General features: G+C 43.3%; 18 protein-coding genes. 14 read left to right on the forward strand and 4 right to left on the reverse strand.

Features of this window, described 5'->3' with window-relative positions; genetic code table 11:
* The first annotated feature begins 137 nt into the window (after positions 1-137).
* The 8 genes from BLT18_RS03710 to BLT18_RS03745 all read left to right on the forward strand — a co-directional run bounded on the left by BLT18_RS03710 (position 138) and on the right by BLT18_RS03745 (position 8477).
* The gene (locus tag BLT18_RS03710) at positions 138-1271 is read left to right on the forward strand and encodes a polysaccharide pyruvyl transferase family protein (RefSeq protein ID WP_091271367.1); all 1134 of its coding nucleotides are present in this window, start codon (positions 138-140) and stop codon (positions 1269-1271) included.
* Positions 1272-1400: 129 nt separating this feature from the next.
* On the forward strand, positions 1401-2741 hold the full coding sequence (locus BLT18_RS03715; RefSeq protein ID WP_175487360.1) for an O-antigen ligase family protein: 1341 nt from the start codon (positions 1401-1403) through the stop codon (positions 2739-2741).
* A gap of 4 nt (positions 2742-2745) precedes the next feature.
* The gene (locus tag BLT18_RS03720; RefSeq protein WP_091271370.1) at positions 2746-3855 is read left to right on the forward strand and encodes a glycosyltransferase; all 1110 of its coding nucleotides are present in this window, start codon (positions 2746-2748) and stop codon (positions 3853-3855) included.
* Entirely contained in the window at positions 3852-4328 is a 477-nt protein-coding gene (gene pssD / locus BLT18_RS03725; RefSeq protein ID WP_245705166.1) for a PssD/Cps14F family polysaccharide biosynthesis glycosyltransferase, read from the forward strand. The genes BLT18_RS03720 and pssD overlap by 4 nt, the downstream gene beginning before the upstream one ends.
* Complete coding sequence (gene pssE, locus BLT18_RS03730) at positions 4325-4804, forward strand: PssE/Cps14G family polysaccharide biosynthesis glycosyltransferase (protein ID WP_091271372.1); 480 nt, start codon at positions 4325-4327, stop codon at positions 4802-4804. The genes pssD and pssE overlap by 4 nt, the downstream gene beginning before the upstream one ends.
* 42 nt (positions 4805-4846) lie before the next feature.
* Positions 4847-6379 carry a murein biosynthesis integral membrane protein MurJ gene (gene murJ, locus BLT18_RS03735; protein ID WP_091271373.1) on the forward strand — a complete coding sequence of 511 codons (1533 nt, stop codon included), beginning with the start codon at positions 4847-4849 and terminating at the stop codon, positions 6377-6379.
* Positions 6340-7674 (forward strand): UDP-glucose dehydrogenase family protein, encoded by a 1335-nt coding sequence (locus tag BLT18_RS03740; RefSeq protein ID WP_322787550.1) that lies wholly within the window; start codon positions 6340-6342, stop codon positions 7672-7674. Before murJ ends, BLT18_RS03740 begins: the two co-directional genes overlap by 40 nt.
* Before the next feature lie 29 nt (positions 7675-7703).
* Positions 7704-8477: an S-layer homology domain-containing protein gene (locus BLT18_RS03745; protein ID WP_091271375.1), complete on the forward strand. Its 774-nt coding sequence runs from the start codon at positions 7704-7706 to the stop codon at positions 8475-8477.
* A 906-nt stretch (positions 8478-9383) separates the two neighbouring features.
* Here the strand turns inward: BLT18_RS03745 and BLT18_RS03750 are convergent.
* On the reverse strand, positions 9384-10820 hold the full coding sequence (locus tag BLT18_RS03750) for a SpoIID/LytB domain-containing protein (protein WP_091271378.1): 1437 nt from the start codon (positions 10818-10820) through the stop codon (positions 9384-9386).
* A 22-nt stretch (positions 10821-10842) separates the two neighbouring features.
* A complete protein-coding gene (locus BLT18_RS03755; protein WP_091271380.1) occupies positions 10843-11052 on the reverse strand; it encodes a hypothetical protein in 210 nt (69 codons plus the stop codon).
* A 428-nt stretch (positions 11053-11480) separates the two neighbouring features.
* Here BLT18_RS03755 and BLT18_RS03760 point away from each other — a divergent pair, with 428 nt between their 5' ends.
* Entirely contained in the window at positions 11481-12539 is a 1059-nt protein-coding gene (locus tag BLT18_RS03760; protein ID WP_091271382.1) for a glycosyltransferase family 4 protein, read from the forward strand.
* A gap of 396 nt (positions 12540-12935) precedes the next feature.
* Here the strand turns inward: BLT18_RS03760 and BLT18_RS03765 are convergent, their stop codons facing one another.
* Positions 12936-13976: an LCP family glycopolymer transferase gene (locus BLT18_RS03765; protein WP_091271384.1), complete on the reverse strand. Its 1041-nt coding sequence runs from the start codon at positions 13974-13976 to the stop codon at positions 12936-12938.
* A gap of 288 nt (positions 13977-14264) precedes the next feature.
* Positions 14265-14897: a YigZ family protein gene (locus BLT18_RS03770; RefSeq protein WP_091271386.1), complete on the reverse strand. Its 633-nt coding sequence runs from the start codon at positions 14895-14897 to the stop codon at positions 14265-14267.
* A gap of 238 nt (positions 14898-15135) precedes the next feature.
* Here BLT18_RS03770 and BLT18_RS03775 point away from each other — a divergent pair, with 238 nt between their 5' ends.
* The 5 genes from BLT18_RS03775 (at position 15136) to BLT18_RS03795 (ending at position 20645) form a co-directional block, all read left to right on the forward strand.
* Complete coding sequence (locus BLT18_RS03775; RefSeq protein WP_091271388.1) at positions 15136-16278, forward strand: sensor histidine kinase; 1143 nt, start codon at positions 15136-15138, stop codon at positions 16276-16278.
* A gap of 81 nt (positions 16279-16359) precedes the next feature.
* The gene (locus tag BLT18_RS03780; protein WP_091271390.1) at positions 16360-17073 is read left to right on the forward strand and encodes a response regulator; all 714 of its coding nucleotides are present in this window, start codon (positions 16360-16362) and stop codon (positions 17071-17073) included.
* Between the two features lie 325 nt (positions 17074-17398).
* Positions 17399-18244, forward strand: coding sequence for a DegV family protein (locus BLT18_RS03785; protein ID WP_091271392.1), 846 nt, complete (start codon positions 17399-17401; stop codon positions 18242-18244).
* A 102-nt stretch (positions 18245-18346) separates the two neighbouring features.
* Entirely contained in the window at positions 18347-19876 is a 1530-nt protein-coding gene (locus BLT18_RS03790; protein WP_091271395.1) for a DEAD/DEAH box helicase, read from the forward strand.
* Positions 19869-20645 (forward strand): ComF family protein, encoded by a 777-nt coding sequence (locus BLT18_RS03795; RefSeq protein ID WP_091271397.1) that lies wholly within the window; start codon positions 19869-19871, stop codon positions 20643-20645. The genes BLT18_RS03790 and BLT18_RS03795 overlap by 8 nt, the downstream gene beginning before the upstream one ends.
* Positions 20646-20661 lie beyond the last annotated feature (16 nt).

Consider the following 20661-nt stretch of genomic DNA (forward strand, 5'->3'; position numbering starts at 1 on the left):
AGCAGACACTCGGAGTGTATAATAAAAGGGATGGAAATCGTTTCTATGCTGCGTGTCTGTTTGAACAGCCGGCACGCAGCATTGTCTTGCATGAGAAGAGTACAATAATTTGAAGAAAAGGTTAGGTACGTATACATATGAAAGTTGGAATTATTGGAAACTACGGCCATAACAATAATGGAGATGAAGCGATTTTATCCGGGCTTCTTCATCAATTAACGACTTTTGGGCAAGTGGACAAAGAAGATATTGTCGTATTCAGCAATACCCCGTCTAATACAGAATCAAGGCACGGTGTGAAGGCAGTTCCGCTTTTATATAAAGAAGGAAGTTTGGTGAACTCGGCGTTACAAACGATACGAAAAAGCCGCCGTGTTATGAAAGAACTAGATTTGCTTATCATTGGCGGCGGTGGTCTTTTAATGGATATGTATAAGCGCGACGCACCGTTATATAGTGTCCTTGGATTGACAGGAAAGTACAGCGGGTGTCGTGTTGCTGTTCATGGTGTAGGGGCAGGCCCTATCAACACTAAAGCTGGTATGTTTTTTATAAAAAAACTTGTCAATGCGTCTTTTTCTACAGCTGTACGCGATGAAAAATCAAAGAAACTATTACAGGATATTGGCGTCCAAAAGGATATAGATGTTATTTATGACCCAGCATTTTCGGTGCCTGTGCAAAAGCCGCACGTGCCAACAGATCAAATCAAAAGAATAGGAGTGACGGCAGTCCCGTATTTTAGTGATGAATACTGGCCGACACCAGATAGTGCGAAGTATGATGCATACGTTCGCGGCATGGCCTCATCGCTGGATTGGCTCATTTCAAACAAAAATATCCAGGTGACGTTTTTTTCGACGAAGTTTCCCGAAGATGTTAAAGTCACCGTTGATATTGCTGCCAAAATGGAATATTCACAGAGCGTACATATTATCGAAGACAATTTACCTCCAGAAAAGATTATTAAAGTAGCTGCTGCTCAAGACATGGTGATTGGCACTCGGCTGCATTCCTTAATTCTCTCGGTAAACGCCAAAACTCCGGTTATCGGAGTTGAGTATCATAAAAAAGTAAAGGATTTTATGCAAATGATGGATAAAAACGACTATTCCGTAGCGATAGATGAACTGCTCGATCAAGAACATGGTATTGTATCCGCTTTTGAACGAGCGGAAAACAACTGGAACAGCCTGCAGACAAATATCGCCTCTGTTTCAAATGACTTGCGGCATAAAGCAAACGAGGGCATGAAGCTGTTAGGTTTTTAAGCTGAATGCTCTACAAGATAAGCGCAGCATTTTATGCTTTCTTATCTACATGAAAACAAAGCCGCAGCATGTGCCAACGGCAAATAGCTGCGCATTTTAAAAATAGCAATGAATGGTGTGACAATCGTTATGTTTAATCGCTATCTGCCATTGGAAAAAGCAAATCAATTCCTTCTCTTAGCAACAACGTTTATCGTAGTCTGGACTTCTTTTGAATTACTTTTTACACGTGTATGGAATAATTGGCTGCCAATTGTGCCAAGTTTGTTAGGTTATGCAACCGAAGGACTGCTTATTATCATGGCAGCGGTTGTGCTGTTTCATCCAGACATTGGAAGGCGGCATTTGCTGACAAAATGGCAAAACCCTTTAAATAAAAGCTTGTTGATTTTCGCAGGATTTGTGTTGTTTAGTCTATTTGTTAATAACGTTCCATTTGCTCAAGGAATTTTTGGGGTGCGCGCTATCTTTCAATTTTTAGTCTTGTTTTTCATTCTGTTAGCGATTGATATCCCGAAACGCTGGGTCAAACAGCTTTTTCATATTATCTTAGGCCTTGGTGTGATGCAGGCAGTTATTGGTATTTTCCAAATTATATACAGAGTGCCGCTGCCTTTAAGAAACACAGAGCAGCGCCGCAGCATTTCAATTGGGGAAGAAATTCGAGCATTTGGCTTAATGGATTCAAGCAACACGCTCGGCGGTTATTTGGTGGCTGTACTGCTGCTTTTAGTGATGTATATGTTTGTCTACCGCAGCCAGCTGACAAAAAAACATTGGGTGATTTATACCGTTATCGGTTTCATTCTGCTGACTGGTCTCGGCCTGACTTTTTCACGACAGGCATTTCTGGCACTGATTGCCTGTTTTGGTCTTATCGGCCTCATCTTTCGAAAAAACAAAGCCTTTCGCATTATGCTGTATACAGCGGTCGGTTTGTTTGTTGTATTTGCCGTCGGTTATGGGCTGGCGCTTATGCTTTTCGAAGGGTTTGCACAGCGTAACATGTACACACTCGATTTATCGAAAAACTACCGTTACCTCATCGTTTTGAGCGGGCTGCTCGTTCTGACATTCAGTCCGGTATTTGGGGTAGGACCTGGGATGTTTGGCAGCAACGCAGCATTTGTGTTCAACTCTCCATTTCACCAATTTATGCATGAAGATTTACCAAGCACAATGACAACCGTGGATAATAATGCGTTGTACGTCTTAGTGGAGTACGGCATTATTGGGGTCATTCTCCTCGGGCTTATTGCTTGGTCTGTGTTAAAAACCAGCGGGAAAATGGCTGCAGCAGCGGATTTGAAACAAAGATGGATGGGTCTCTTTATTATTTCCTTTAGTGTCGCATGGGTTTGTATGGGACTGTTATCAACAGCTTGGGAAAATCATCAAATTGCTTTATTTTTCTGGCTCTTTTTAGGTATTGGATGTAACTGGCGGAAACGTCAGCAAACGGAGGAATGAATCGATGCGGATTTTAGTAATTAGCAATATGTACCCATCGCATGAAGCGCCAACGTTTGGCATTTTTGTAAAAAATCAAGTGGAAGCCCTTGTTAAACAAGGAAATCACGTAGATGTTGCCGCGATTACGAACCCAAAAATGGGAAAGAAGAATGTGCTCCACAAGTACAGCACATGGCTGTTACAAGCAGGACGAGGGCTTCTTGCACGCAAAAGCAGCTATGACATCGTTCATGCTCATTATGCGTTTCCATCTGGAATGATGGCGCGCTGGTTTAAGCGCCGCTTTAATATCCCTTATGTTGTTACTTGTCATGGAGGCGACCTGAATAAAATGGCCAAGAAAGGCCGTTTTTTTCGGAAGCAAACCGAACGCATTTTACAAGAAGCATCACATGTTATAGCGGTAGGTCGTGATTTGGAAGAACAAGTGATTCACGATTTTCACGTTCCAAAAGACAAAGTATCTGTTTTTAGCATGGGAGTGGACCAGAACGTGTTTCACCCGCGTGGAAGCTCGGTTCGCAGCCAGCTTGAATTATCTGATAATCAAAAGCATGTGCTCTATGTTGGAAATATTATTGAAGAAAAAGGGATCGCTGATTTAGTAGAAGCGCTGGCGCTGCTTCGACAGCATGTTCCTGAAGTGATTCTGCACGTGGTAGGCCAGCCAAAACAAGCCGAATATTTTGCCAGCCTTACCCGGCGAATCGAGACACTGCAGCTTAGCGGGCATATTCACTTTCACGGGGCTAAGCCGCAATCAGAAGTTGCTGATTGGATGAGTGCAGCTGATGTGTTTGTCCTTCCCTCTCATACCGAAGGGTTTGGGTTAGTAGCAGTGGAAGCAATGGCTTGTGCTACTCCGGTCGTAGGCACGGAAGTCGGCGGCTTAACGCATCTTTTAAGTGACGGGGCCGGCGTTGCGGCAGAACCGAAGAATCCGTCGTCTTTAGCTGATTCAATCGAACAAGTGTTAAGCAATGACGTTCTGCGGCAGCGCCTCATAAAAGCGGGACAGCAAAAAGCAGCCGCAAATGATGCAGAACAAATTACAAAAAATGTGCTCTCTATCTATAAACAAGCACAGCAAAAGCAAGGTGAGAGACAGTGAGCAAAAAGCGAAAAAAAGTATTATTTATTTCTTCTGTTGGCGGACATTTGACGCAGCTCATGCAGCTAAAGCCGCTTTTTCAGCAATACGACTATTATCTTGTCACGGAAAAAACAGAAGTCACTGCTTCTATGAAAAAAGAGCACCCTATGTCTTTTCTCGTCTATGGTGCACGCAACTATCCAATTAGCTATCTGTTTAAGTTTTCGTTTAACTGTTTAAAGTCACTGGGGATTTTCTTGAAAGAACGTCCGGATGTTGTTGTAACAACAGGTGTACATACAGCAGTACCGATGTGTTACATTGCTAAGCTTTTTCGGAAAAAAGTAGTTTTCATTGAAAGTTTTGCAAAAACGTCGTCACCGACACTGTCGGGCCGGCTTGTTTATCCGATTGCCGATTTGTTTATCGTGCAATGGGAAACGATGCTTAAACATTATCCAAAAGCAGTACATGGGGGGTCCATCTATTGATATTTGTCGTATTAGGCACCCACGAACTTCCTTTTACCCGCTTGGTAAAAGAAATAGATGAACTGATACAGCGTGGTATTATTCAAGAAGAAGTAATGGTGCAAAGCGGCCATACGTCGTATGAGTCAGAGCGAATGACGCTTATTCCATTTCTAAGCTTTGAAGAAATGGATCAAACTTTTGCGGATGCGCGCATTGTGATTGCTCATGGAGGTACTGGCTCGATTATAACCGGTGTGAAAAAAGAAAAACCTGTCATTGCTGTACCACGGCTTGCAAAGCATGGGGAGCATAACGATGACCATCAGCTTGAAATTGTCGACCAATTCCATGCAGCTGGCCACATTATTGGAGTAGAGGGGCCAGAGCAGTTAGAAGATGCGCTGAAGCAGGCAGAAACATTCCAACCCGTTCCATTTAAAAGCGGGAAAGAACAAATATTGCGGCTGCTGGAAGATTTTATTGACAACGTGTGAGACAGATTTGAAGTGACGGTCTCCGAAAGGAACGTGTTATAGATGAAAGGCAAAAAACTACTGCAAATCATCGGTGCTGTTGCCGTCATTAATATGTTGTCACGCTTGATTGGTTTTTTTCGAGAAGTCGTGATTGGCTATCAATTTGGAACAAGTTATGCCGCTGACAGCGTCGTTACTGCCTATACACTGCCCAACTTTTTTTATGTTGTGATAGGAGGCGCGGTGACGACAGCTTTTATTTCTGTGTACACGAAAATTGATGATCCGCTTGGACAGCACCGCTACCTTGAGCGCATGTTTGGCTGGCTGTCTCTTGCGTTTCTTTTTTTTAGTGCGCTTCTTGTATTCTTTTCTGAACAAGTGATTGCTTTATTATTCTCTGGGATGGAACAAGCAGAATTTCAGCTGACGGCCGATTTGTTTCGTGTGATGGCCCCAGCTACGTTTTTCTTGATTCTCTCTATGTGGCTGACAGGCATATTAAATGTTAATAACCGTTTTTCGTGGGCAGCTGTTGCCACGCTCGTATTAAATGGCTCATTTTTAGGGATTGCGGTCGTTTTTTATCCGTGGCTTGGCGCATATGCTCATGCTTGGGGAGCACTTTTTAGTGCGTTTTTCATGTGTATGTTTCTCGTATATTTTGTTCGAAAAGGAAAGTTCTTTTCATTTCGCCCGCGTTTAGAAAAAAGCAGGGAAACATGGCGGACACTAAAGATAGGCATGCCGATTCTGCTTGGAGGTGCAACACTGCAGCTGTATTTTTTGCTGCACCGTATGTTCGCTTCTTGGTTAGAAGATGGTTATATTGCAGCATTAAATTATACGTCCAAAGTCGTGCAAATGCCGCAAAGTGTCCTTATGATGGCAGTGACAACAGTCATTTATCCGCTTCTGTCACGAAAAGTAGCAGCCAAAGAAGAGAGCGGCATCCAATCGCTGTATGGCAAAGGACTTCGAATGATGGGGCTGGTTATTCTGCCTGCCACAGTGTTTGTCCTTTTTTATGCAGAAGATATTATCCGTATTATTTTTCAATACGGTAACTTTACAGAACAATCTACCGCTATGGCGGCGCCGTTATTGCAAATACTTGTTATTGGGATGTTTTTTCATTCGGCCAATCTGTTTATTACGCGGTTTTTTTATGCTTATGAACGTTCGATCTTCCCTGTTGTGATAAGTCTGGTCTCTGTATTAGGTATTAATGTTGTGATTGCGTTTTTGCTCATTGAATCATATGGAGCTGCCGGGGTAGCCTGGGGAACATCGATTGCGTCGATATGCAACTTTATTCTTCTCTTAGCAGGTACACGTTTTGTGTTAAAATGGCAAGGGACAATGAAACATAAAGCAGGAAAAGAGATTGGCAAACTGTTGCTGCTTTTGCTTCTATTTGCCGCGGCATTGTTTGGCTTTAACTTTTTCATGACGGCTGGCGGCTCTTTTGTACGCCTTGTATCAGGTGGTTTTACAGCAGTTTTCGTATTGATTGTTTTGATGAAGTTACTGCGTTTTCAAGAGGTTGATGAGTGGATTCAAAAAGTGAAAAAGAAGGTTGTGAAGAAATGAAATTAGCCGTTATTGGAACTGGATATGTTGGGCTTGTATCAGGGACAAGTTTTGCAGAGCTTGGTAATACTGTCGTCTGTGTAGATAAGGTAGAGGAGAAGGTAGAACAATTAAATCGCAATGAAATTCCTATTTATGAGCCGGGTTTAGAAGAACTCGTGAAAAAAAATAAAGATGCAGGGCGGCTTTTTTTCACGACAAACATACAAGAAGCGGTAGAGCAGGCGGAAATTGTGATGATTGCAGTTGGAACTCCGGAAACAGAAACGGGAGCGGCAAATTTAAACTATGTTTATGCTGTTGCCGAAGAAATCGGGCAGTCACTAACGAATTCCTTTACGGTGATTGTAAACAAATCAACTGTACCGGTTGGAACCGCAGAAGCGGTAAATGAGATAATTCGCAAGACTTATCCACAAGCGGAGATTGATGTGTGTTCGGTACCTGAGTTTTTGCGTGAAGGTTCAGCCGTTCATGACACGTTTCATCCAGATCGGGTCGTGATTGGCACATCGTCGGAAAAAGCAGCAGATATGTTAACGGAGCTGCACCGTCCGCTGACAGACCAGATTGTCGTTACCGATCCGCGCAGCTCAGAAATGATAAAATATGCGTCCAATGCTTTTTTAGCAACCAAAATATCGTTTATTAATGAAATCGCCAATATTTGCGATTTATATGATGCGGATGTTCATGCAGTCGCTCAAGGCATGGGACTTGACCACCGTATTGGGCCGAAGTTTTTACATGCCGGTATTGGTTATGGCGGTTCTTGTTTTCCAAAAGACGTGAAAGCATTGAAATTTTTAGCAGAAGACAAAGGGTATCAGCCGAATATTTTACAAGCGGTAAATGATGTTAATAACATTCAAAGCCATAAGGTTGTCGAACACCTTGACCGCATTTTTGACGGAGACATCCAAGGCCGCACCATCGCCGTATTAGGCTTGGCATTTAAGCCAAATACAGATGACATGAGAGAGGCTCCTTCAATTAAAATCATTGAAGAGCTAAATCAGCGGGGAGGGCACATTCGTGCATTTGACCCGGCGGCAGTGGAAAATGCCAAACAAATGTTAGATGTGGATATAACGTATACTGATCAAGCACTTGCTGCCATTGATGGAGCAGATGCGGCGTTATTGGTGACAGAGTGGAAAGAGTGTGTTTCAATTACGCCGGAACAGTTTAAACAAGCATTAAAACAACCAGTAGTGATTGATGGGCGCAATGCGCTTGATAAAGAAAGCCTGAAGCAGGCAGGTATTATTTATCATGGCATAGGCCGCAAGTAAACAGGTTCATAAAGAAAGGGGACGGGGAGATGCGTCATCGATTGAAAGGCGTGCTGTTTGGAGGAGTGCTGCTTGCAGCCGCGGTTTTAACAGGAGGGTGCAGTGACGGTGAAGCTGGTGCGGATTCGTCACAAGAAGCAGCGAGCGCAGAGTGGACGGAAGAACAAATTGCCAGCACCGAAGATAAAGTGACAGATGCAGACGAACGATTAGATGAATTAGAGCAAAAGATTCAATCGCTTCAAGGAGAACCGTTGTTTCCCGAGGAACCGGTATTTCCAGACGTAAGTGCTGATTACCATGCTTTTGACGAAATCCAATACTTATCCGCAGAAGATGTTATTAGTGGGTTTAGTGATGGTTATTTCCGACCATCCCAAGAAATTACGCGTTCACAAACAGCAAAAATGCTCACTGCCGCGCTTGATTTAAGCGCACCGGATGATTATGAACTGCAAGTGACTGATGTGAGTGCAGAAAATCATGCCTATGACGAATTAGCAGCTATGGAATACCACGGTATTATGACAGGAAACAATGGACGGATGATGCCATCGGAAGGTTTAAAACGTTCGCAGATGGCGATTGTTTTAGTAAAAGCATTTGACATAGCAGAAGCGGACACAATCCACACCTTTACCGACATCGATGAAGACTACCCGAACTTTGAAGAAATTAATAGGATTGCTGATCATAACATTACGACCGAAGCCGGCGAAGCATTCCGGCCAAACGAAACAACGTCTCGTGCACAATTTTCTTTATTTATGGCCAGAGTGCTGGACGACTATTTCAAAAACTAGATAAAGGGTTGTCTCAAAATCCCTGAAATAAAACGAGGCTGGGACACAAGTATAGGAACTATATAATAATCCGAACGATTTGTTAAAAATCAGTTCGGATTATTTGTTTATCACAGGAATTTCTATCGCTGCTCCGTCAACATACGTCGCGTTCCACGGGCACGGCCTCAGCTGACGTGGTAAAGAACAGGCCTTTACCAAGTGGACCTTCGGCTTCGTACTTCGACGCACAGGACGTGCTGGTGTCGGCGCTGGCCACACGATGTGGCTGGTCTTAGCCGACGTCCCGCAGGGGTCTCCGTATGTTGACGATTTTGCTTAAAATATGCTTTCATATCTTATTGTTCGGCTTTTGAGTAACCTGCTTTAGATTTGTCCCAGTCTCGTTTTCATGCTCCGATGATGTTAGGATCTGCAATATTAGCTTTCATATCAATATGGGTGTGAGTATTACGGTATCCTTTTTGCCTGCTATCTAGTTGAGGCAGTCAAGTGAGAGTCTGTGGGAAAAGTAACGGCTGAAAAGTCATCGAAACGGTTTTTTCAATTCGCTTACAGCCCTGCCTGCGCAAGCAGGCGTAAAAAGCCATTGGTTCAGAAAGAGGAGGTTATAAAGGGCCGTTCCAAAGGTCAATATTCACAACTTTTCGGACAACCTCTTTGTTGCTTTAAGCAGGAAAATACAGAACGCAGCATAAGCTGAATCATTGTCGTTATTAACATGTGGAGGAACAGAGCAGTAACTTGCACCTAAAGGCTTGACGCTAACTGAGTTTTCTTTGTGCTTCGTCATCCACATGTGTATAACACATGAGAAGGTACAGGAGTTGTGGAAAGGAATGGCGGCAGCTTTTTGTTAACGTAAAACCTGTCCACACAAGAATGTGAACAGGTTTTACGATGAAACTATCTGTGGACGATGTCAATATCAGTGTAGTAATGATGCAAAATATCTCGAAAATGATGCCCGTCCTTTGCCATTTTATAAGCACCCCACTGGCTCATGCCCAGACCATGGCCAAAGCCTTGGCCGTCAATTTGATAGGAGGACGGCTTCGTTCCTACATAAGAAACACCATTTGACATACGAACAGCAAGGTTTTCATACGTAATGACTTCATTTTCTCCATCAGCTTGTTTCATTTTCATCCCAAGCGCACTGTCATAGGAGGAAGCCGACCCATCTGCTGTTTTAACGGTAATGCTGTTTGGCTGTTCTTTTTTTATATCAAACATCGTACTTTTTAGTGTTGTACCGAGTGACCAACGCAAAGAATCTGGCGAAGATGCTTCTGGAAGAGTGATGCTCTTTTCTTCACCAGTCTCTGTATGAATGGCTTCTGCTTTCATGGTTTGTACGCGGCCGGCATTGCTTTTTTCAGTGATTGTTAAGTTAGTCAGCTCCCACTCATCTTCTGGAAAAACAGCGTCATCTGCATGTTCTTGCGTGAGCTGGACCGTCCAGCTGGTATTGGTGTTCGCGCTGTGGGTATCATAAGGGTCCTCAACAGCGCGTATATAAGGGACACGGCTGCTCCAGACGTTTTCACTGTTGTCTGTATAGCCTCCAGAGCTTGCATGGAAGTAGGCATAGATCAGTGATCCATTGTGCTCGATATATGTCCCTTCGGTAGCCTTAATTGCTTCATTACTGCGGCTTGCTTCCCCTGACTTACCGTGATAAACCTGATGAGTGACAGTGTCATACAAGAATTCGTTTGCCTGCATATTAACTTTTGCATAGTTGCGTGCAGCAACAGATTGTGCTTTTAGTGCTTCCATAGGCCAAGACGCAGCCATTTCATGCGGCACGACGCCTTTTAAGTAATCTTCAATTTCTAAGATGTTATACAGCTGCACGCGGTTTCGAGTTTGTTCTTCATCTTCCTTATTACGGCGCTGTTCTTCAGCTGCTCCATCGGGATTCCGTTTTTCTTCTGGTTCCATTTTGAACGACCCGCGATAGCTTGTCTGTTGAAAAGAACTACCAGCTCGTTTCACTGAAGAAATCGTCACGTAATTGTTGGAAGAGGGACTATTTTCCTGGAGTACATAGCCTTCTGTTGACGTTTCAAGAACATCATCACTAACTTCTACAGATACTGTGTCTGTACCGTGGCGGAATGTTACATCACGGTCCACATCCAGTGTTTCACCGGTTTTTAAATCTATTAGTTCATAGGATCCATGGATATCAGCGGTGAATGTTTGCGAAGGGATTAATTTGATGGTCATTGGTTCGTTGTACAAATCTTCTGGTTCTTCTGCTGCTGCACTCTGGTTAGCACAGATAAACAACGGAACCGCTAAAAGTACTCCCATCATTTTTTTATACATCATCATTATCCTTTCTTCTATGTAAACATTATTCTTCTTGTAAACGTTCTACTTCGTCTTCTAATGTGTCAATTCTCTCTTCCAAATTATCGATACGCTCTTCTAATGGCTCTATTTGAGAAATCACCCATTCAACGCTTGCTAATACTGGTTCGGATTGGGCAATAGCCGGCGTTTTAACTGCGATACCAAGTGCAAGGACGGTACTAAGCACTCCTAATGCAAAAGACTTTTTCAAGACAAACGACCCCCTTTTGACAACATTTGTGCATGTTGTGTGAAAATTTGTTGAATTTTTGTGTTTTTTGTTTTGGAATAAAAGGGAAACGACTAGATTAGTAGAATAATATTTCTAGTAAATTATACCACCTCTTTTCATAAGGTAAAAGGTGTGAGAAGGGCGGGAGGGAAAAATAATAGAAAAAGAAGAGAAACGTGCAACTTTTATCATTTTTATGCCGTCTCATAAAGTGGTGGAGGATTTATAAAAAATATGTGTAAATTTGTGTGAACATCTCCCCGTGAATACGTTTTATGATATAATTCGATGGTGGATTCAACCAATTAGCAGAAACGCTAGATTTATAGGGAAATGACGCAAAAAAAAAATAAAAAAACGATTATAAATGATTGCAGTTTTGGCAACGGTAATGAAGGAGGGTCAAAATGACGACCGCATTGGCATTAATCACATGTTTTATTATTGCACTAGTATTGACACCACTTGTGAAAAAAATGGCATTTAAAATAGGAGCAACTGATCAACCTAACCATCGGAAGGTTCACCAAGGAGCGATGGCCCGAATAGGTGGATTGTCTATTTACGTGGCGTTTTTGGCCGGACTCCTCATTTTACAGCCGGAAAATGACTACTTGCCCTATATTTTGACAGCAGGTACGATTATTATTATAACCGGGTTTTTAGATGATTTAACGGAGTTATCCGCCAAATGGAAGCTGCTTGGCCAAGTTGTTGCGGCCGTCATTGTCGTCATTGGTGGTGTACAAATTGAGTTCATCAACTTACCGTTTGATGGCCGGCTGGAATTAGGATGGTTCAGCATTCCCATTACACTTTTATGGATTATTGGTATTACGAATGCGATTAATTTAATTGACGGCTTGGATGGCCTTGCTGCAGGTGTGTCATCAATTGTCCTGGCTACGATTTCCGTGTTGGCTATTATCCAAAACGATATTTTTATTGTTGCGCTTGGTATTGCATTATTAGGTGGAACGTTAGGGTTTTTGGTGCATAATTTTAATCCAGCAAAAATCTTCATGGGAGACACTGGAGCGCTGTTTTTAGGCTTTATGATTGGTGTTATTTCCTTGTTAGGATTTAAAAATGTAACCATATTCTCTCTCGTCGTGCCAGTCATTATTCTTGCGGTACCGATATCTGACACATTTTTTGCTATTATTCGCCGTGTAGTGAACAAACAGCCATTATCGGCGCCGGATAAATCACATTTGCACCATTGCTTGTTGCGACTCGGCTATTCTCACCGCCAGACAGTGCTGATTATTTATGCACTAAGTGCGTTTTTTGGATTGTCTGCCGTGATCTTTACAATTTCGACATTATGGGTGTCCTTAGTCATTATGATGGTACTTCTGATCGGAATCGAACTAATGGCAGAACGAATTGGGCTGGTCAGCCACAGTTACCGTCCGATGTTAAAACTTGTAAATAAATTTTCTAACACACCAAAACGGCCATAGTGAAAAGCCAGCTTCTCATGGGAGAGGCTGGCTTTTTTATACTGATAAGGATTAGCATGGATGAATGACTGACATCATCAACACGTTGAAGAAAGCCGCGAGGTAATTTGCAGTTTCCCAGCAGGATGGAAGTCTGTTCGATGTTTCACAAAAAAGTATGCTCCTATAGGGTGTATCGGCTTAGAGCATAACATGTGCGTTTTTAGCAGAAATTCCTTCCCCCTCGGCCAAACTGCCTTCTTTCAGGGAGTAGCTACATTTTCTTGAAGGGGAATCATTTTGAGACAAAGAGGGAAGCTGTTTAGCAATAGTGCATGCTCGCTGGTGAGGAGGCAAGTGAGAAAAAAATGGAACAGAAAAAACAGCCAGCTCCTGTGTGAGGAACTGGCTGTTGTCTTATGGGGTAGAAGGTTGTGTTTGCTGGTTTGCATCGTTCCTTGCATTTAAGGCGTTGTCTTCATCTTTTTCAATATCTAAATGTGTTTTTAATTCTTGTGCAATGTCTTGTGTGGATTGTTCATCAAGTTGATAATAATAGCCGCTGTCTAGATTTAAATGGTTCCCTTGCAGCTGCAGTGTCTCAATGTCACTAATAGAATTAGCATAACGATGAAGCGATATTAAATTTCCGAATGTGAAGTTCATCTTCATATGCTCTTCAAGACTGCGAAGCACATCATCGTAGTTATGAATAGAAGAGATGGATGCACTTTCACGAATAATGGCTTTAATAATTTGCTGCTGACGCTCTCCGCGTCCTAAATCCCCGCGTGGATCTTGTTTTCGCATGCGGGCATATGCTAATGCCTCTTCGCCATTGAGCTCTTGTTCCCCTTCTTCAATCGTAATAGCATCTTGGTTTCCTTCACTGTCCTGCTCGGTAAAACCAAATGGAACATCCACCGTTACGCCGTCTAGTGCATTGACAATTTCAATAAAAGCATCGAAATTGAGTTTTACGTAGTAATCAACCGGTATATCAAACAGTTCTTCAACTGTCTCTATCGCAAGGTCTGTTCCGCCAAACGCGTGAGCATGTGTAATTTTGTCGTCTCCGTATTCAGGAATAGAAACGAGTGAGTCACGAGGAATGCTCGTGATTTTTATCGATTCTTTGTCTTTGTTAAAGGTAGCTAATACCATGGCATCCGTACGGCCATCTAATTCCCCGCTTCGATCATCTAAGCCAAGAAATAATACAGAAAAGTTATCTTGTTTGGGGTCGACTGCTTCTGCTCGTTTTTCCGATTTTTCTCCTCGTTCCAAGCTTTCTTGGGTGTCGGCAGCAACGTCATTAAGCTTCCAAACAAAATACCCAACTGCACCTCCAAAGACTAAAAAGGAAACAAGGCCAAGAAACATAAATGCCCGCAGAATGCGTCTTCTTCGCCGGCGCCGATGACGCCTAAGCCTTGTATTTGTTACGTCTGTCCCCATAGCAACTAATCTCCTTGTTTTTAAATTTGCTGCCACTCATTCTCACTCATTTTACATAAATTGCGTTCATCCGTAAATCCGCATTTTGCGCTACATACAGATGACAAAAACCTTGTGTGGACAATGTATTCTCTCTGTAAGACGACAGGAACCCTTCAAGTGTTACAGCCACAGACAAAATTTCCTCGGAAATTGTACATTTCCCTGGAAATATTACAAAGGTGTGATGTAATAGAAGAAAAAGAAAATAAAAGTCGAATGATGAACAAAAACAGGGCATGGGTGTTGTTACATATCTGTTTCGAGATAGGTCTCATCTTGTTCTTTGATTTGCCCCTGCCCGTTTGTAATATTGGTTATCCATTCGGTGTAATGGTCTACTTCTGCAACAGGTACGTAACTATGTAAGGATACATAATCTTCGTAATCAATATGTTTGAGTAAATAACGTGACTGTCTTAGCTCATTTTCTATTTTGCCAAGCCATGTATAATCCACTGTAATACTCATCACTTTCATCCGCTTTCTTTCTACAACACCAACAGCATTAATTCCCTCTGTTACGGCTGATCCATAAGCCCTGATCAGTCCGCCGGCACCGAGCTTGATTCCTCCAAAATAACGTGTTACCACCACACATGTGTCTTTTAACTGGCGCTTTTTGAGAACTTCAAGCATGGGCACTCCTGCTGTCCCATTTGGCTCTCCATCATCATTTGCTTTTTGAATATCATCATTTTCTCCAATCATGTAAGCTGAACAATTGTGAGTGGCGTTCCAATGTTCTTTTTTTATTGATTGAACAAAGGCCTGGGCTTCTTCTTCTGTTGTAACCCGTTTTACATGGGCGATAAATCGGGACTTATTGATGACGATTTCATGTGTTCCGCTCGTTTTTACGGTATAGTATGAGTCGAGCATGACGTAATAACCCCTCCTAACGATGTAATTATACTATAATAATATTGTAAAACTATAAACCCTGGAGTCGTGGTATCCTAAAAGAGACGGTGTTTTTCACTCCTTGTTCAGGGGGCCTGGGTACTGGCTGGAATTTTACATTTTTTTACTTATGGGTCATCTAGAATATGCTAAAATAATCATAACGGATCATGACAGTCTGTCAAACAAATGAATCTGACAAAGCGTGGTGTCATTTTTGTCAACGAAGCTGACCCTTGATGAAATTATTGAAAAAATGCTGAACACCGTAGAAGTGAGCAAAGAACAAATTTTTGAAATCAGTGAACAATCTCGAGAAGAATATGAGTCATTGCAAAAGGAATTAAAAGGCATACAAGACACAGTCACAACGATTATCGATAAATCTGAGAAACTGGAGATGCACGCTCGTTTTGCACGCAATCGGCTTGCGGAAGTCAGCCGCCATTTTAAAACTTACAGCAACGAAGAAGTGAAAAAAGCTTATGAACAGGCGAGTGATTTGCAAATAGAGCTTGCTGTTTTACAGCAGGAAGAAAAACAGCTGCGCGAGCGGCGTGATCATATCGAGCGCCGGATCATTCATCTAGAAGGGACGATTGACCGAGCAGAAGCTCTTGTTAGTCAAGTATCCGTCGTTTATAACTTTTTAGCCGGCGACTTAAAAGAAGTTGGTGAAATGGTGGAAGATGCAAAAGCGAAGCAGCAATTTGGCATGAAAATTATTGAAGTGCAAGAAGAAGAGCGAAAACGGGTTGCCCGTGAAATTCATGACGGTCCTGCACAAATGATAGCCAATGTACTGCTTCGCTCGGAGCTGGTCGAACGTGTTCGCAGCGAAGATGGTGTCGATGCAGCTTTAGGAGAATTTCGTGAATTGCGTTCCTTGATCCGCTCGAGTTTAGCCGAAGTCAGGCGTATCATTTATGATCTGCGCCCGATGGCACTTGATGATCTAGGGCTCATTCCTACTTTAAATAAATATTTGAACAACATGGAAGAGCACACGGGGCTTTCTATTCGATTTACACCAATGGGGAAAAGACTGCGTTTGCCTTCCAATGTGGAAGTAGGGCTGTTTCGTTTAGTGCAAGAAGCAGTGCAAAATGCTTACAAACACGCTGATCCAAGTGAAGTTCACGTGAAAATTGAATTGAAGCCTTCGCGCGTGATTATCGTCGTAAAAGATGACGGCAAGGGGTTCGATATGTCCAAATCAGAAAAAGACAAATCGTTTGGACTTATGGGGATGAAAGAAAGAATTAATGCTTTAAACGGGGAACTGACGATTGATTCGGCACCGCAGAAAGGAACGGTTGTCCTTATCCAAGTTCCTCTAGAGAAGGCGGTTGAGGAATAAAAAAAGAAAAGGCTGTATTGTTTGCGGTAAAATATGAATAATGGACGATGCAGCGTGAGGTGTTAGGAAAGGATGAGAAATATGCAGGAAGCTCCAGATAATACAATTAAGTTACTCCTTATTGATGATCACCAGTTGTTTCGTGAAGGAGTAAAGCGGATATTAGATATGGAAGCAAATTTTGAAGTAGTGGCAGAAGGAGATGACGGAGATGAGGCTGTCTCCCTTGTAGAACAATATGATCCTGATGTCGTTTTGATGGATATAAACATGCCAGGTACAAATGGAGTGGAAGCGACTCGTCATTTAATTGAGGCCTTTCCGGAAATAAAAGTATTAATATTATCGATTCACGATGATGAATCGTATGTGACTCATGTACTTAAGACCGGCGCTGCTGGGTATTTGCTGAAAGAGATGGACGCTGATGCGTTGATTGAAGCAGTCAAAGTCGTAGGACATGGCGGTGCTTATATCCATCCGAAAGTGACACACAACTTGATTAAAGAATACCGCCGTTTGGCTTCAAGTGATGAAGCGGTCGGAACAGGTGGTGAAGTCGGCTTTAAAGAAGTGGAATACCGCAAGCCTCTTCACATTTTAACACGCCGTGAATGTGAAGTGCTGCAGCTGATGACAGACGGGTACAGCAACCGTTTGATCGGAGAGACGTTGTATATCAGTGAAAAAACTGTCAAAAACCACGTCAGCAATATTCTACAAAAAATGAATGTTAATGACCGCACCCAAGCGGTAGTAGAGTCCATTAAAAAAGGCTGGGTGAAAGTCCGGTAGCAGCAAGCGGTGTGCTCCTTTCCAAGGCGGCCTCTTTTGATATTTTAAGAAAGTTTGCTGAGGGCGGTACTTTAAGATGACCGAGAAACACCACCCCGGTGGATTTTCCACTGATGCTTGTCTCTTCAAGACTACTGTCAACCAGATAATAATATGCATTCCAACGTTTGTATGAGAACCTTTCCTAAAGCATCAGTATTCAATTAAGGCGATGGCTTGTGCTGCGAGGAAGCGGTGGCAAGCCAAGTTTTTTCTTGCAGAGAGAAAGCGGACAAATTATGATAAAAAGAGACCAACGAAAACCGAAAGAGAAGAGAGGATTACTATGGCTAACATCGCGATTGTGACAGACAGCACAGCCTACCTTCCTGAAGAAATGGTGAAAAAAGAAAATGTTACGGTCGTGCCGCTTAGTGTTATTTTTGGCGACACTGCTTATGAAGAAGAAACGGAACTTTCTGCCGATGCTTTTTATGAAATGCTGCAAAAGCAAGAGGAACTGCCCACCACATCTCAGCCGCCACTTGGAAAGTTTGTTGATGTATATGAATCATTAGCGAACGACTATGAAGCGGTAATTTCGATTCATTTATCCAGTGGAATCAGTGGTACGTACCAAACTGCTTTGACAGCCGGGGAAGCAGTCGACGGCATTGAGGTGTACGGGTTTGACTCGGAGATTAGCTGCATGCCGCAGGGCTACTACGTGATGGAAGCCTCAAGAATGGCAGAGGAAGGCGCTGATATTGATGACATTCTTCAGCGCTTGAATGATATGAAGAAAACAACAGACGCTTATTTTATTGTCGACAGTCTGCATCATCTTCACCGCGGCGGCCGTTTAACGGGAGCAGAAGCACTCGTTGGCAGTTTGCTGCAAATCAAGCCAGTTCTTCATTTTGAAGATAAGCAAATTGTTCCGTTTGAGAAAGTGCGCACCGAGAAAAAAGCATTAAAGCGAGTATTGGACTTGTTTGATCAGGCTGCCAGCATACACGGCTCGTTACGCGCTACGGTTATTCATGCTAATCGGCCGGAAAAAGCCGAAACTGTTAAACAGAAGATGCAGGAGAAACATCCGAATCTCACGATAGACGTCAGCTGTTTTGGCGGCGTCATCGGTACGCATCTTGGTGAAGGCAGCATCGGTATAGGCTGGTGCAGCTTTTAGTGTTCTCTTTGCATAGACCGGATGAATTGTTTGCTTGATTATCATCTGGTCTTCTGCCCTTTTCTTTATTCTTTTCACAAAAAAATGATAGGAGCGTTGTTGATGCATTTTTGTCACGTTCGCTCACCGCAAACCGGCCAGATTATATGCCTTCCGGAAAGTTTGGCAGAGAAGGCAAGCATTGTGGCTGGGCCGGCTGTAATTAGCGAACTTCCGCTACTCCCCTTTCCATCTCCCGTCTCTGAAGAACCTCCATTATTTGCTCCAGACATACGGTCTGTACTGTATGGAAAAGAACTGCTCCTTGATGAATTACCTTTCACTATTCATGAACTTGCCGCACTATTACAATCTCAGCATATGACAATCCGTTCTGGGTTAAAACAGACAGAAAACGGTTTTTGCTGCCAGCGCTGTCATAATAGCGCTAAGCAGTTTTTCGGTGTCTTTCCGTGTGCCCGCTGCGGTCAATCATGTGTGTACTGCCGTCATTGTTTGATGATGGGACGAATTAGTGCATGTTCGGCACTTTTTCGCTGGAATGGTCCCGCGCCACCGATATCATATGAGGCAGTTTGCACATGGGAGGGCACGTTTTCTCCCGGACAAGCTCAAGCATCCCGCGCTATCATTTCTACCATTATACAAAAAGGTGAGCGGCTGATTTGGGCGGTATGCGGAGCGGGAAAAACAGAAATATTGTTTCCAGGTATCGAACACGCCTTGCAAAATGGAGGGAGGGTGCTGCTTGCCACACCGCGTACCGATGTTGTAGTGGAACTGCTGCCGCGGCTGCAAGCTGTTTTTCCAAAAACAGATATCATTGGTCTGTATGGAAAAAGTGAAGACAAACAAAAAACAGCTCCGCTCGTGATTGCTACTACCCACCAAACGATGCGCTTTGCCGATGCGTTTGATACGGTTATTATTGACGAAGTGGACGCATTTCCGTTTAGCCAGGACAAATCGCTCGTTCAAGCGGTTGCAAAAGCAAAAAAACAGCACGCTGCACTTATTTACTTAACAGCCACCCCGACACCAGCGTTGAAAAAACGCGTGAAAAACAAACAGCTTCCAGTAACAAAAATTCCGCGCCGTTTTCACGGTTATCCGCTGCCTGTGCCTCGTTTTAAGTGGTGCGGATACTGGCAGAAACGGCTTGAAAATGGGAAACTCCCTCATTCTGTTGAACGCTGGTGCGCCTCTCATATTGCGACAAATACTCCTGCCTTTTTATTTGTTCCATCTGTAAATGTTCTTTGGAAAACGACAGAAATTTTACAAAAAACGTATCCGTCCGTAATGGGTGTACACAGCGAAGACGAAGAGCGGCAACACAAAGTAGCGGCGTTTCGAAAAGGGGAAATTCCGCTTTTAGTCACCACAACGATTTTAGAAAGAGGGGTGACAGTTGCCGGTGTGGAAGCTGCTGTGTTCGGTGCTGAAGCAGAGGTTTTTACAGAAAGTGCACTCGTGCAAATTGCCGGACGGACAGGCAGAAAAAAAGAAACCCCTGCAGGCGATGTAGTGTTTTTCCATGCTGGCAAGACGCGAGCCATGCTGGACTGCCGCCGGCACATTACAGCAATGAATGAAGAAGATGCGGAGGGAGGGAAAAGAAACAATGCTTAAAGCGAGTATGAGCGAGGATATGCACTGCTGTGTGTGGTGCCTGGAAAAGAAAAGCCAGGCACCGAGCTGGCAGACGATATGGCCGGTGTCTCAAGATAATTATTTGTGTAATACATGTGCAGAAAAGCTTGTGCCAGTTGGCATAACGACATGTTCTTACTGCAGCCGTCCACGTGAAAAGCCCGGCATCTGCTATGATTGTGAGCGTATTGAAAAAGACCCTGACTGGCGCGGCTTGTTAGATCACAATGTGTCGCTTTATCGTTATAACCATGCCATGCAAGAACTGATTGCGCAGTGGAAATACCGGGGCGACGCGGCACTTGCATTGATTTTTCAACAGAACATCAGCCAGCTGTATGAAAAAAGGTATGCTAATTATATACCAGTTCCAATACCGCTCAGTCCGCAACGCTTGCACGAACGAGGGTTTAATCAGGCAGAGCAGCTTGCCAGTTGGACACAGCGGCCTGCCAGATGTTTATCTTTGCTCCGTCTGCGGCAAAAACAGTACCTTTTCCCTGTAACAAAAGCATTAACCCGTGTGCTGCATGAAGAAAAACAAAGCAAAAAAACACGCCGCGAACGTTTGGCGGCGACGCGTAATCCATTTGCGTTTACTCCTGCACAAGAAGTTTCTGTAAATAGTAAAAATATCGTACTTTTCGACGATATATTTACTACAGGAATGACGTTACGAAAAGCGGCCAAAGTGCTAAAAGAACATGGTGCGAAGCGTGTTTGTTCCATAACGCTCGCCCGGGGATAAATGAGTGAAAACGTGT

It is taken from the genome of Alteribacillus persepolensis (assembly GCF_900099605.1).
GTDB lineage: Bacteria > Bacillota > Bacilli > Bacillales > Marinococcaceae > Alteribacillus > Alteribacillus persepolensis.

Excerpts from the sequence above, each read along its gene's own strand:
- BLT18_RS03710 (WP_091271367.1), top strand. The coding sequence starts at position 138 with ATGAAAGTTGGAATTATTGGAAACTACGGCCATAACAATAATGGAGAT.
- BLT18_RS03715 (WP_175487360.1), top strand. The coding sequence starts at position 1,401 with ATGTTTAATCGCTATCTGCCATTGGAAAAAGCAAATCAATTCCTTCTC.
- BLT18_RS03750 (WP_091271378.1), bottom strand. The coding sequence starts at position 10,820 with ATGATGATGTATAAAAAAATGATGGGAGTACTTTTAGCGGTTCCGTTG.
- BLT18_RS03770 (WP_091271386.1), bottom strand. The coding sequence starts at position 14,897 with ATGCTCGACTCATACTATACCGTAAAAACGAGCGGAACACATGAAATC.
- BLT18_RS03745 (WP_091271375.1), top strand. The coding sequence starts at position 7,704 with ATGCGTCATCGATTGAAAGGCGTGCTGTTTGGAGGAGTGCTGCTTGCA.
- BLT18_RS03760 (WP_091271382.1), top strand. The coding sequence starts at position 11,481 with ATGACGACCGCATTGGCATTAATCACATGTTTTATTATTGCACTAGTA.
- BLT18_RS03780 (WP_091271390.1), top strand. The coding sequence starts at position 16,360 with ATGCAGGAAGCTCCAGATAATACAATTAAGTTACTCCTTATTGATGAT.
- BLT18_RS03765 (WP_091271384.1), bottom strand. The coding sequence starts at position 13,976 with ATGGGGACAGACGTAACAAATACAAGGCTTAGGCGTCATCGGCGCCGG.
- BLT18_RS03795 (WP_091271397.1), top strand. The coding sequence starts at position 19,869 with ATGCTTAAAGCGAGTATGAGCGAGGATATGCACTGCTGTGTGTGGTGC.
- BLT18_RS03790 (WP_091271395.1), top strand. The coding sequence starts at position 18,347 with ATGCATTTTTGTCACGTTCGCTCACCGCAAACCGGCCAGATTATATGC.
- murJ (WP_091271373.1), top strand. The coding sequence starts at position 4,847 with ATGAAAGGCAAAAAACTACTGCAAATCATCGGTGCTGTTGCCGTCATT.
- BLT18_RS03785 (WP_091271392.1), top strand. The coding sequence starts at position 17,399 with ATGGCTAACATCGCGATTGTGACAGACAGCACAGCCTACCTTCCTGAA.
- BLT18_RS03720 (WP_091271370.1), top strand. The coding sequence starts at position 2,746 with ATGCGGATTTTAGTAATTAGCAATATGTACCCATCGCATGAAGCGCCA.